Consider the following 12356-nt stretch of genomic DNA (forward strand, 5'->3'; position numbering starts at 1 on the left):
GCCGTGTCCACGCGCCTCCCCGCCGCCGCCCTGCTCCTGGCCCTCGCCCCGGCCGCCGCCGATCGCCCCGCCGCCCCCGACCTGGGCGCGCTGATCGAGTGCCGCGGCTCGTACGAAGCGTTCATGCAGCTGGCGCCGGTCCAGGCCGACCCGCTGGCCGCGGTCGCGCTCGGCTGGCGCCCGCAGGCCCAGGCCAACCCGTTCATGCTCGAGTACCGGCTCAACACCCCGGTCGAGGTGTTCGGGCACCGCACCGACCACATCGCCCTGGCCGGCGACGCCATCCTCGCCGTGCTCGACCTGGGGGACCCGCGGGTGCTGGCGCGGGAACTGCGCCTGGAAACCGGGATCGACACCCCGCAGAAGGCCCTGTTCGGGCTGGAGGTGCGGGCCGAGGAGGTTGCCGCGGAGGACGGCGGCTGGATCGAGTCGGCCGTGATCAACGTCTCGAACGTGGATTCCCACCCGGGCAAGACCCTGGCCGGCTGCAGCTACAGCCGCGATCCGCTGGAACCCGGGGAGCCCGCGCCTGCGACCGGCGCCTCGCCCGGCGTCGCCCTTCCACGCTAGACTGGGACCCAACGCCCCCGCATCGGGGCGCCGTTTCCACCCCAGATGTCAGAAGACGACAGTAGCAGCCACCACGCTTCCGAGCCGCACGAGCGGCGACGCAACTGGCTCGAGCGCATCAGCGCCGCCTTTTCCGGCGAACCCGACACCCGCGAGGACCTGGTCGCCCTGCTGCGCGACGCCCAGGGCAACGGGCTGATCGACGCCGACACCCTGCGCATGATGGAAGGCGCGCTCTCGGTCTCCGAGCTGACCGTGGGCGACGTCATGGTGTCGCGGTCGCAGATGGTCTCGCTTTCGGCCGACGCGCCCTTCTCCGAACTGATCGCCCAGGTGGTCGAATCCGGCCACTCGCGCTTCCCGGTGCACGGCGAGGACCGCGACGAGATCCTCGGCATCCTGCTGGCCAAGGACCTGCTGCGCGGCGTGGCCGCCAACCGGGGCCCGTGCGAGATCAACCCGCTGCTGCGTCCGGCGGTGCTGATCCCCGAATCCAAGAAGCTCAACGTCCTGCTCAAGGAGTTCCGGCTCTCGCGCAACCACATGGCGATCGTGGTCGACGAGTACGGCGGCGTGGCCGGCCTGGTCACCATCGAGGACGTGCTGGAGCAGATCGTCGGCCAGATCGACGACGAGCACGACGAGGCCGCCGACGACAGCGCGCTGATCGCGGTGCAGGCCGACGGCCAGTACATCGTCGACGCGCTGACCCCGATCGGCGACTTCAACCAGCGCTTCGGCGCGGACTTCCCCGACGACGAGTACGACACCATCGGCGGCCTGGTGACCGAGGCCATCGGCCACCTGCCCGAGGTCGGCGAGGAGCTGACCCTGGACCGCTTCGCGTTCCGCGTGATCCGCGCCGACGCGCGTCGGGTGCGCGCCTTCCAGGTCGGCGTGCTGCCGGCCGAGACGGTGGACGGGCACTGATGCCGGCGCGTGCCTGGGCCGCCCTGCTGCTGGCCGGCCTGCTGGCGCTGCTGGCCCCGGTGGCCGCGGCCGCGCCCCGCATCGGGGTGCTGACCATGCAGCCGGGCGAGGTGTTCTTCGAGCGCTTCGGCCACGACGCCATCGTCGTGGCCGACCCGGCCAGCGGCGAGGCGGTCTCGTACAACTTCGGCTACTTCGACCCAACCGAGCCGGACTTCGTCGCCCGCTTCGTGCGCGGCGAGATGATGTACATGCTGGTGGCGCTGCCGCTGGAGCAGGACCTGGAGCAGTACCGCCAGTCCGGCCGCGGCGTGACCCTGCAGTGGCTGGACCTGGAGCCGGAACAGGCGCGCGCGCTGGCCGCAAGCCTGGCCGAACGCGCCCGTCCGGAGAACGCGCGCTACCGCTACGACTACTTCACCGCCAACTGCGCCACCCAGGTGCGCGACGCGCTCGACCAGGCGCTGGGCGGTGCGCTGCGCAGCCAGCTGGCGGGACGTTCACGCGGCAACACCTACCGCAGCGAGGCGGTGCGCCTGGCGCGGCCAGCGCCGTGGATGTGGCTGGGCTTCGACCTCGGGTTGGGCCCGTACGCCGACCGCCCGCTGTCGCGCTGGGAGGAAGCCTTCGTGCCGATGCGCCTGGCCGACAGCCTGCGCGAGGCGCGCCGGGCCGACGGCCGCCCGCTGGTGCTGTCCGAGCACGAACTGCTGCCGCACCTGATCGCTCCCGAGCCCGTGGAGCGCCCGCGCCGGGTGTGGCCGTGGCTGCTGGCCGGCCTGGCCGGGGCCGCCGCGATCCTCGCCCTGCGCCGCCGCCCGCGCGCGCTGGCTGCCTTCGCCGCGCCGCTGTGGCTGCTGTGCGGCATCGGCGGCGCGCTGATGGCCTTCATCTGGCTGGGCACCGCGCACGAGGCCGGCTGGGCCAACCGCAACCTGTTCCTGCTCGACCCGCTGTGCCTGCTGCTGCTTCCCGGCGCCTTCGCCCTGCTGCGCGGACGCGTGCCCGGGCGCTTGTTCCGGGCGTTGCCGTGGGGCGTGGCCGCGATCGCCTGCCTCGGCTGGGTGCTGCAGTGGCTGAGCCTGCAAGCGCAGTCCAACCAGCCGTGGATCGCGCTGCTGCTGCCGCTGCACCTGGCCCTGGCACTGGCGCTGGGCCGCCGCGCCTGAGCCGGGCTTGCCGGCGGCACGGGCAGCCCGCAGGATGCCGCGCATGAGCACGCCCTCGCCCCTGCCCGCCTGCGTCCTGGCCTGCGCCTGGTACGACGGCGACGGCCAGCGCCAGGACCTGTCGCTGGAAGAGGTCGGCCAGCGCATCGCCGGGCAGGCCCCGGGCTTTGCCTGGATCGGCCTGTACGAACCGGCGCACGAAATCCTCGCCCGGCTGCAGGCCGCGCTGGGCCTGCACCCGCTGGCGGTGGAGGACGCGGGCAAGGCGCACCAGCGGCCCAAGGTCGAGGCCTATGGCGACACCCTGTTCCTGGCCGCGCACACCGCGCAGATGGACGGGGGCCGCATCGCCTACGGCGAGACCCACGCCTTCCTTGGCCGGCGCTTCCTGCTGACCGTGCGCCATGGCGCCTCGCTGTCCTACGCCCCGGTACGCGCGCGCCTGGAGCGCGAGCCGGAGCTGCTGCGCCCCGGGCCGGCGATGGCGCTGTACGGCGTGCTCGACTTCATCGTCGACAACTACGCCCCGATCGTCGATGCCCACCGCGACACCCTGCACGCGCTGGAGCGCGACATCTTCTCCGATACCTACCGCCGCGAGATCGTGGTGCGCCTGTACGACCTCAAGCGCGAACTGACCAACATGCGGGTGTCGGTGTCGCCGCTGCAGGACGTGCTGGCCCAGCTGGTGCGCAGCCAGGCGGCGCAGGGCCAGCTGGTGCCGGAGGACGTGCGCCTGTACCTGCGCGACGTGCACGACCACGTGGTGCGGATCAACGACGCCATCGACAGCCTGCGCGACATGCTCGGCACCGCGCTGAGCGTGAACCTGTCGCTGGTCACCCTGGCCCAGGGCGAGACGGTCAAGCGCCTCGGCGCCTGGGCCGCGCTGCTGGCCGCGCCGACCCTGGTCACCAGCTGGTACGGCATGAACTTCGCGCACATGCCCGAGCTGGCGCCGCGCTGGGCCTACCCGGCGCTGGCGGCCGGCGTGGGCCTGGTGTGCGTGGTGCTGTACCGTCTGTTCAAGCGCGCACGCTGGCTGTGAACACACCGCGACAACATCCGCGGTGGAATCCTCGCGCCGCCGGGTAAGACCAAAGTCGAAGCCGCAGGGGCGGCAGGCGCATTGACGGTCCCGGCACGCAGGACGACCCTTGTCGTACCCCCGCCGGAGACAACACATGAAGGCATTCTCGAAGGTTGCGTGGGCAGCGCTGGCGCTGCTCGGCGCGTTCTGTCTGGCCACGATCGCACTGCGACGCGGCGAGCAGATCAACGCGCTGTGGATCGTGGTCGCGGCCGTATCGATCTACCTGGCTGCATACCGCTTCTACGGCCAGTTCATCGCCGACCGGGTCATGGGACTGGATCCCAGCCGGGCCACGCCCGCCGTGCTGCACAACGACGGCCTCGACTACGTGCCGACCAACAAGCATGTGCTGTTCGGCCACCACTTCGCCGCCATCGCCGGCGCAGGCCCCCTGGTCGGCCCCGTGCTCGCCGCGCAGATGGGCTACCTGCCCGGCCTGCTGTGGCTGGTGGTCGGCGTGGTGCTGGCCGGCGCGGTGCAGGACTTCATGGTCCTGTTCATCTCCTCGCGCCGCGACGGCCGCTCGCTGGGCGACCTGGTGCGCGAGGAAATGGGCCGCGTCCCCGGCACCATCGCCCTGTTCGGCGCCTTCCTGATCATGATCATCATCCTGGCGGTGCTGGCGATGGTGGTGGTCAAGGCGCTGGCGGAGAGCCCGTGGGGCATGTTCACCGTGATCGCGACCATGCCGATCGCGATCTTCATGGGCATCTACATGCGCTACATCCGCCCCGGGCGGATCGGCGAGATCTCGGTGGTCGGCCTTGTCCTGTTGCTGGCCGCGATCTGGCTCGGCGGCCAGGTCGCCTCGCACCCGACCTGGGGCCCGGCCTTCACCTTCACCGCGACCCAGATCACCTGGATGCTGATCGGCTACGGCTTCGTCGCCTCGGTCCTGCCGGTGTGGCTGCTGCTGGCGCCGCGCGACTACCTGTCCACCTTCCTCAAGATCGGCACCATCGTCGCCCTGGCCATCGGCATCGTGATCGTGATGCCGGAACTGCGCATGCCCGCGCTCACCCAGTTCGCCGCCAGCGGCGACGGCCCGGTGTGGAAGGGCGGCATGTTCCCGTTCCTGTTCATCACCATCGCCTGCGGCGCGGTGTCCGGCTTCCATGCCCTGATCAGCTCGGGCACCACGCCCAAGCTGCTGGCCAACGAGGGGCACGCCCGCTACATCGGCTACGGCGGCATGCTGATGGAGTCGTTCGTGGCGATCATGGCCCTGGTCGCGGCCTCGATCATCGACCCGGGCGTGTACTTCGCCATGAACAGCCCGGCGGCGGTGATCGGCGCGGACGCAGCTTCGGCCGCGGCGCACATCACCCAGCAGTGGGGCTTCACCATCACCCCGCAGGACCTGGAGGCCACGGCCGCCGCGATCGGCGAACCGACCATCCTGCACCGCGCCGGTGGCGCGCCCACGCTGGCGGTGGGCATCGCCCAGATCCTGCACGAGGCCATCCCCAGCGGCAGCGACGCGATGATGGCGTTCTGGTACCACTTCGCGATCCTGTTCGAGGCGCTGTTCATCCTCACCGCGGTGGACGCCGGCACCCGCTCCGGCCGCTTCATGCTGCAGGACCTGCTGGGCAACTTCATCCCGGCGCTGCGCCGCACCGAGTCCTGGGGCGCCAACATCATCGCCACCGGTGGCTGCGTGGCACTGTGGGGCTACCTGCTCTACACCGGCGTGGTCGATCCGTTCGGGGGCATCCAGACCCTGTGGCCGCTGTTCGGTATCTCCAACCAGATGCTGGCCGGCATCGCGCTCATGCTGGGCACGGTGGTGCTGTTCAAGATGAAGCGCGACCGCTACGCCTGGGTCACCGCCCTGCCCGCGGCCTGGCTGCTGATCTGCACCACCTGGGCAGGCCTGATCAAGATCTTCGACAGCAACCCGGCGCAGGGCTTCCTCGCCCAGGCACGCAAGTTCCAGGACGGTATCGCCTCCGGCCAGGTGCTGGCCCCGGCCAAGAACATGGACCAGATGCACCAGGTGGTGACCAATGCCTACGTCAACACCGGCCTGACCGTGCTGTTCCTGCTGGTCGTGTTCTCGATCCTGTTCTACTCGATCCGCGCGATCCTGGCCGCTCGCGCCAACCCGGCGCGCACCGACCGCGAGACCGCCTACGTCGCGCTCACCGCGGAACAGCAGGCCGCGCAGGCCCACCTGTAAGGAGGACGCCATGGGTACCCAGCTCGTCCCCGTCGCCCACTACGCCACGCACAAGCGGGTGTGGCGGCGGCTGGTCCAGACCGCGCGGCTGTGCTGCGGCATCCCGGACTACGACAACTATGTCCGGCACATGCTGGAGAAGCATCCGGACAAGGAGCCGATGGATTACAAGACCTTCTTCCGCGAGCGGCAGGAAGCCCGCTACGGGGGCCGCAGCGGCTTCCGCTGCTGCTGAGGGTCGGAGGCAGGTGAACCCGGGAGGGCGAAGCGAAAGCTTCGCCCTCCTTTTTTTCCAGGCACTCCTGCCCTGCCGTGTTGCTGTTGCTGTCATTCCGCCCGTTGCAGCGAACCTGGCATCGCCGCCACGGCGGCGCAGTGGAGGCCGTACGCCCGGGCGAAGCGAGACATGGGCCCTGCTCCGCCGTTGCGGGAAGCGCAGGGCACCGGCCGGCGCGGCCGGACGGCGAGGGGTTCGGGTTGGCGTTCTTCCTTGTTATTTCCAGGCAGCCATTCGGCGCCGGGAAGCGCCTCTTTGCACGGGCAAGGAAAAGTGACTCGCCAGCCGCGAAGCGGATGGCAAAGCATGTTTCGATGTTACCCGTGCCTTTGCAGCACGCGCAGCCCGGAGCCGCGGGACGAATCTGGGCGGGGCCGCCTTTGTCACGGGCATCCCCGGGTGCGCTTCGCTTACCCGGGCTACGGAAGAACCGCTTCGAGCCCCTTGTCGCGCGGCACGAGGGGCCACGAACGCCGCAAAAAGAAAGGCGAAGCCGGGGCTTCGCCTTTCCGGTGCGCGCGTCGGAGCGACGGCTTACTGCCCTGCCATCATCCGCAGGATCTGCCCCAGCCAGTACGCGATCATCGTGCCGGTGGCATAGCCCACCGTGCCCAGCAGCACGCCCACCGGGGCCAGCGTCGGATGGAAGGCCGCCGCCACCACCGGCGCCGAGGCGGCGGCGCCGATGTTGCCCTGCGAGCCGATCGCGAAATAGAACAGCGGCGCCCGGACCAGCTTCGCCGCGCCCCACAGCACCAGGATGTGCACGGCCATCCAGACCACGCCCAGGGCCAGCAGGCCGGGCCGCTCGGCCAGGCGGGTGAAGTCCATCTGCATGCCGATGCTGGCGATCAGGAAGTACAGGCACGCGCTGCCGATCTTGGCCATGCCCGCGTTTTCCAGCCGCCGCACCGGGGTGAAGCTCAGCCCCAGGCCGGCGAAGGTGGCCAGCAGCACCACCCAGACGAAGGCCGAGTCCAGGCTGTACTGGCTGGCGTTGGGCACGTGCGCGCCGAACCAGGCGGCCACCGGCGCGGACACGGCGTGGGCCGCGCCGACGATGCCGAAGCCGATGCCCAGGATCACCATCAGGTCGGTGAGGGTCGGGATGCGCGCGTTGGCCGCCTCGTAGGCCTCCAGGCGCTTCTTCATCTCGTCGATGGCCGAGGTGTCGGCGCCGCTGCGCGCATCGATCGTCGCCGCGCGCCCGGCCAGGAACAGCAGCACGGCCATCCAGCTGTTGGCGATGGCCACGTCCACCACCGCGAACTGGCCGAACAGGGTGGCGTCGACCTGGTACACCTCGCGGATCGCCACCATGTTGGCGCCGCCGCCGATCCAGCTGCCGGCCAGCGCCGCCATGCCCTTCCACACCTCGCCGGCCACCACGTCCGGCCAGAACCACTGGAACAGCTGGAAGGCCACGATCGCGCCCAGGAACAGGCCGAAGGTGGCGGCGCAGAACACGAACAGCAGCCGTGGACCGAGCCTGAGCACGCCCTTCAGGTCGATGGTCATGGTCAGCAGGACCAGGGCCACCGGCAGCAGCACGCGGCTGCCGATCGGGTTGTAGACCGCGCCCTGGCTGCCGTCGATCAGGCCAACGGTGTTGTAGATCGCCGGCACGAAGTAGCACAGCAGCAGCGCCGGCACCCAGGCGAAGAACTTCCTCCAGAACGGGGTGGGCCCGCTGGCCAGCCAGAAGATCAGGCCCAGGGTGGCCGCGATCAGGCCGAACACGACGATGTCGTTGGCGATCAGGGCAGTCGACGTTTCGGCGGTTTCGGGCGCCATGTACAGCTCCGTTGCTTGCGGTGCGGCGGGGCCGCGCAAAGCGGAAAGCCGGCTCGCGCCGGCTTTCCGTCTGGTTCACTGGCCGATGTGCTTCTTCAGCCAGGCGTTGACGGTGTCGTGCCAGAGCACGCTGTTGGCCGGCTTGAGCACCCAGTGGTTCTCGTCCGGGAAGTAGAGCAGCTGCGACTCGATCCCCTTGCGCTGCAGTGCGGTGAAGGCGGACAGGCCCTGGTCCACCGGCACGCGGTAGTCCTTCTCGCCCTGCACCACCAGCATCGGCACGCGCCACTTGGCGACGTGGTTGACCGGGTTGAACTTCTCGAAGTTCTCCGGCTTGTCGTACGGGGTGCCGCCGTTCTCCCACTCGGTGAACCACAGCTCCTCGGTCACGTAGCCCATGGCGCGGGTGTCGAACACGCCGTCGTGGTTGACCAGGCACTTCCACGGCGAGCTTCCATCGGACTCGAACCAGTTGCCGGCGATCCAGTTGATCATGTAGCCGCCGTAGCTGGCGCCAAGGGCGCAGGCGCGGCCGCCGTCCAGGAACGGGTACTTCTGCTGCGCCGCGGCCCAGCCCTTCTGCAGGTCCTCCAGCGGCTTGCCGCCCCAGTCGCCGCTGATGGAATCGGTGAAGGCCTGGCCGTAGCCGGTGGAGCCGTGGAAGTCGATCATCACCACGGCGTAGCCCTGGCCGGCGTAGGTCTGCGGGTTCCAGCGGTAGCTCCAGCCGTCGCCGAAGCTGCCCTGCGGGCCGCCGTGGATCAGGAACGCCACCGGGTAGCGCTTGCCTTCCTCGTAGTTCCACGGCTTGACCACGTAGCCGTGCACGGTCTCGTTGTTCCAGCCGGCGAAGGTGAACTGCTCGTACTCGCCGAAGGCCACCTCCGGCAGCATCTCGCCCGCGCTGGGGGTGATGGCGCGCTGCGCGGCCGGGCTGGACAGCGCGGCGGTGAACAGCTGGTCGCCACTCTTGAGGGAGTTGCGGGTGAAGGCCAGGGTGTCGCCGGCGATGTCGAAGGCGGAGATGCTGCCCTCGCCCACCACCTGCTCGACCTTGCCGCTGGCCACGTCCACCGCGAACAGCGGGTGCTGGCCCAGGTGCTGGGCGGTGGTGTAGATGGTCTTGCCGTCGGCGGACAGCACGATGCCATCGGCGCTGCGGTCCCACCTCGGCGCGATCTCGCGCACCTTGCCACTGGCCAGGTCCATCGCCATCAGGCCGAAGCGGTCGGCCTCGAAGCCCGGGCGCTTCATCGCGCGGTAGTACAGGGTCTTGCCGTCGGCGCTGAACACCGGGCCGGTGTCCCAGGCCGGGTTGGAGGCGGTCAGGTTCTTCAGCGGCTGGCCGTCGCGGTACAGGTACAGGTCGAAGTTGGTCGACCACGGCTCCTGGCGGTCGGCCACGCGCATGGAGAACACCAGCGACTTGCCGTCCGGCGACCAGGTGTACTCGTCGGAACCGCCGAACGGACGCGACGGCACGTGGCCCACCGGGTCGTTCTTCGCCGCGCCCACCAGCACCGGTGCCGGCGCCTTGTCGCCGTTGGCCGGCGTGGTCACGAACAGGCGGCTGTGGCGGCCGTCGGCCCAGGTGTCCCAGTGGCGCACGAACAGCTGCTCGTAGAGCACGCCGCTGGTCCTGGACTTCTCGCGCTCGTCCAGGCGCGAGACCGTGCAGTCCAGGTCGGCGCCGCAGTCGGGGAACACGTCCATGCTCACCGCGATGCGCTTGCCGTCCGGGGAGACCTTGTAGCTGCCGATGTCCAGCGGATAGCGGGTCAGCTGCCGCGGCTGCCCGCCGGTGACCGGGATCGAGTACAGCTGCTGGGTGCCGTCCTTCGCGCTGAGGAAGTACACCGACTGGCCATCGGCGGAGAACGCGGGCGAGTTGACGCTCCAGCCTTCCGGGGTCAGGCGCCTGGGCGGTGCCAGGTCGCGGGTGCGCAGGTCGCGGATCCACAGGCCGGTGCTGGCCTTGCCCAGGTCCTCGCCGATCTCGCGCTTGGCGAACACCACGTGCGCGCCGTCCGGCGACAGCACCGGGGAAGAGACGCGGTCCAGCTTGTGCAGGTCGCGGACGTCGAAGCCGCGGGCGGCCTCGGCCTCGTTGGCCACGCCGAGGACGAGCAGGCCGGCCAGGGCCAGGGCGAGGGGCGTGCGTGCGGACATCGGGGACTCCTTGGAATGAAGGCGATCCCGGATGCTAGGCAGCGCCGCCGGGCCGGCGCAAAGGCGGAAGGTCATGCCGGCCTTCCGCCCGGTTTGCCGAGCCTGCCGGCTCAGCCCGCCTGTTCTGCGCGCTTGCCGGTGCGGTACAGCAGCCAGCCGACCAGGGCCAGCACCACCAGGCCCACCCACTGCCCGGCGGCGCCCAGGTCCACCGGCAGCGCCAGCACCTCGGCGTCCTGGCTGATCACGATCGGCAGGGCGATGCCGATGCCCATCAGCGCCTCGCCGGTGATCAGGCCGGCCGAGAACAGCACGCCGGGACGGTGCACGCGGTCCAGCGCCGCCTCGTCGTCGGGGCTGGCCTTGTGGAAGCGCTCGACCAGGTGCGCCAGCAGGCCGCCGAGGAAGATCGGCACCATCAGTTCCAGCGGCAGGTAGATGCCGATGGCCGCGGCCAGCACCGGCACGCGGAAGCGCTTGCCGGTCTTCTTCAGCCAGCCGTCGATCGCGATCACGATCGCGCCGATCACCGCGCCGATGCCGATCATGGTCCACGGCAGCTCGCCGCCGAACAGGCCCTTGGCCACCGAGGCCATCAGGTTGGCCTGCGGCGCCGGCAGGGTCTTGGAGCCGATGCCGTAGGCCTCCTGCAGCAGGTTCAGCACCGGGGCCATGATCAGCGCGCAGGAGAAGGCGCCGATGCCCAGCATCAGCTGCTGCTTCCACGGGGTGGCGCCGACCAGGTAGCCGGTCTTCAGGTCCTGCAGGTTGTCGCCGCCCACGGCCGCGGCGCAGCACACCACCGCGCCGATCATGATCGCCGCGACCGCGCCCAGCGGCGCGCCGCCGACCTGGGCCTGGCCGTCGGCGCCCAGCAGCACCAGCAGCACCACCGAGGCGAACAGGATGGTGGCGATGGTGATGCCCGAGACTGGGTTGTTGGACGAGCCGACCAGGCCGGCCAGGTAGCCGGACACGGACACGAACAGGAAGCCGGCCGCGATCATGATCAGGGTCATGGCCAGGCTGGCCACCCAGAAGCCGACGATGGCGTGGTACAGCAGCCACAGCGGCACCACGAAGGCCACCAGCGCCACCAGCATCCACTTCATCGGCAGGTCGCGGTCGGTCTCGGCGATCACCGCGCCGTGCATCGCGCCCTTGCGCGCGGCGGCGAAGCCGCTCTTGATGCCGGCCAGCAGGGAGTTGCGCAGCGAGAACAGGGTCCACACGCCGCCGATCAGCATCGCGCCCACGCCCAGGAAGCGGACCTTGGCCGACCAGATGGCGAAGGCCGCGTCAGCCGCCGGTGCACCGGCAATCGCGCTGGCCAGGGCCGGATCGCTGTCGAGGAAGAAGGCGTGGTACAGCGGGATGGCGATGTGCCAGGACAGGATCGCGCCGGACAGCACCACGATGCCCACGTTCAGGCCGACGATGTAACCCACGCCCAGCAGCGCCGGCGACAGGCCGGTGCCGAGATAGCCGATCACCTTGTTGTTGGCGAAGTAGCCGGCCACCGCCCAGCTGTCCGGGATCAGGCGCAGGCCGTTGGCGGCGGCCAGCTTGACCAGGCCACCGATGGCGGCGGAGATGCCGAGGATCTTCAGGCCCGGGCCGGGATTCTCGCCGGCCTTGAGCACTTCGGCCGCGGCCTTGCCCTCGGGGAACGGCAGCGGCTCCTCGACGATCATCGTGCGCCGCAGCGGCACCGAGAACAGCACGCCCAGCAGGCCGCCGAGGCCGGCGATGCCCAGTACCCACCAGTAGTCGAAGTCCGGCCAGTAGCCCATCAGGACCAGGGCGGGGATGGTGAAGATCACGCCGGCGGCGATCGACGAGCCGGCCGAGGCGCCGGTCTGGACGATGTTGTTCTCCAGGATGGTGCCGCCGCCCAGCAGGCGCAGCACGCCCATGGACACCACCGCCGCGGGGATCGCGGTGGCCACGGTCAGGCCGGCGAACAGGCCGAGGTAGGCATTGGCCGCCGACAGCACCACCGCGAGCACGATGGCGAGGACGACGGCGCGGAAAGTCAACTGTGGCGTGCCCGGGCCGGCCATTCTGTTACCCCTGCATACAAAGAGGCCGCCACGTTATCGGCCCCGGGGCGGCAGGTCCAGTACCGGTGCCGTCCCTTTCCGGACCGGCAGGCGCACAAACGCGGCGCGG

The 12356-nt window shown here is 70.3% G+C and carries 9 protein-coding genes; 6 read left to right on the top strand and 3 right to left on the bottom strand.

Features of this window, described 5'->3' with window-relative positions; all coding sequences use genetic code 11:
* The first annotated feature begins 3 nt into the window (after window positions 1–3).
* From B351_RS0103975 to B351_RS0104000, 6 genes are all read left to right on the top strand, one after another.
* Window positions 4–570 carry a hypothetical protein gene (locus tag B351_RS0103975; protein WP_019397760.1) on the top strand — a complete coding sequence of 189 codons (567 nt, stop codon included), beginning with the start codon at window positions 4–6 and terminating at the stop codon, window positions 568–570.
* Between the two features lie 45 nt (window positions 571–615).
* Entirely contained in the window at window positions 616–1500 is an 885-nt protein-coding gene (locus B351_RS0103980) for an HlyC/CorC family transporter (RefSeq protein ID WP_019397761.1), read from the top strand.
* Window positions 1500–2669 (top strand): DUF4105 domain-containing protein, encoded by a 1170-nt coding sequence (locus B351_RS0103985; protein WP_019397762.1) that lies wholly within the window; start codon window positions 1500–1502, stop codon window positions 2667–2669. Before B351_RS0103980 ends, B351_RS0103985 begins: the two co-directional genes overlap by 1 nt.
* Window positions 2670–2712: 43 nt before the next feature.
* Window positions 2713–3717, top strand: coding sequence for a magnesium and cobalt transport protein CorA (locus B351_RS0103990; protein ID WP_019397763.1), 1005 nt, complete (start codon window positions 2713–2715; stop codon window positions 3715–3717).
* A 136-nt stretch (window positions 3718–3853) separates the two neighbouring features.
* Entirely contained in the window at window positions 3854–5944 is a 2091-nt protein-coding gene (locus B351_RS0103995; RefSeq protein WP_019397764.1) for a carbon starvation CstA family protein, read from the top strand.
* A gap of 10 nt (window positions 5945–5954) precedes the next feature.
* A complete protein-coding gene (locus tag B351_RS0104000; protein WP_019397765.1) occupies window positions 5955–6179 on the top strand; it encodes a YbdD/YjiX family protein in 225 nt (74 codons plus the stop codon).
* Window positions 6180–6755: 576 nt separating this feature from the next.
* Here the strand turns inward: B351_RS0104000 and B351_RS0104005 are convergent.
* The 3 genes from B351_RS0104005 to B351_RS0104015 all read right to left on the bottom strand — a co-directional run bounded on the left by B351_RS0104005 (window position 6756) and on the right by B351_RS0104015 (window position 12247).
* Window positions 6756–8015 carry a DUF819 domain-containing protein gene (locus B351_RS0104005; RefSeq protein ID WP_039730830.1) on the bottom strand — a complete coding sequence of 420 codons (1260 nt, stop codon included), beginning with the start codon at window positions 8013–8015 and terminating at the stop codon, window positions 6756–6758.
* Window positions 8016–8090: 75 nt separating this feature from the next.
* Window positions 8091–10184 (bottom strand): S9 family peptidase, encoded by a 2094-nt coding sequence (locus tag B351_RS0104010; protein ID WP_019397767.1) that lies wholly within the window; start codon window positions 10182–10184, stop codon window positions 8091–8093.
* Window positions 10185–10294: 110 nt separating this feature from the next.
* Entirely contained in the window at window positions 10295–12247 is a 1953-nt protein-coding gene (locus B351_RS0104015) for an OPT family oligopeptide transporter (protein ID WP_019397768.1), read from the bottom strand.
* Window positions 12248–12356 lie beyond the last annotated feature (109 nt).

The sequence above is a fragment of the Pseudoxanthomonas sp. GW2 genome (assembly GCF_000283075.1).
Classification (GTDB): Bacteria; Pseudomonadota; Gammaproteobacteria; order Xanthomonadales; family Xanthomonadaceae; genus Pseudoxanthomonas.

Bases quoted from the DNA above. Each gene is read 5' to 3' on its own strand.
- B351_RS0103980 (WP_019397761.1), top strand. From the start codon at position 616: ATGTCAGAAGACGACAGTAGCAGCCACCACGCTTCCGAGCCGCACGAG.
- B351_RS0103985 (WP_019397762.1), top strand. From the start codon at position 1,500: ATGCCGGCGCGTGCCTGGGCCGCCCTGCTGCTGGCCGGCCTGCTGGCG.
- B351_RS0103990 (WP_019397763.1), top strand. From the start codon at position 2,713: ATGAGCACGCCCTCGCCCCTGCCCGCCTGCGTCCTGGCCTGCGCCTGG.
- B351_RS0103995 (WP_019397764.1), top strand. From the start codon at position 3,854: ATGAAGGCATTCTCGAAGGTTGCGTGGGCAGCGCTGGCGCTGCTCGGC.
- B351_RS0104000 (WP_019397765.1), top strand. From the start codon at position 5,955: ATGGGTACCCAGCTCGTCCCCGTCGCCCACTACGCCACGCACAAGCGG.
- B351_RS0104005 (WP_039730830.1), bottom strand. From the start codon at position 8,015: ATGGCGCCCGAAACCGCCGAAACGTCGACTGCCCTGATCGCCAACGAC.
- B351_RS0104010 (WP_019397767.1), bottom strand. From the start codon at position 10,184: ATGTCCGCACGCACGCCCCTCGCCCTGGCCCTGGCCGGCCTGCTCGTC.
- B351_RS0104015 (WP_019397768.1), bottom strand. From the start codon at position 12,247: ATGGCCGGCCCGGGCACGCCACAGTTGACTTTCCGCGCCGTCGTCCTC.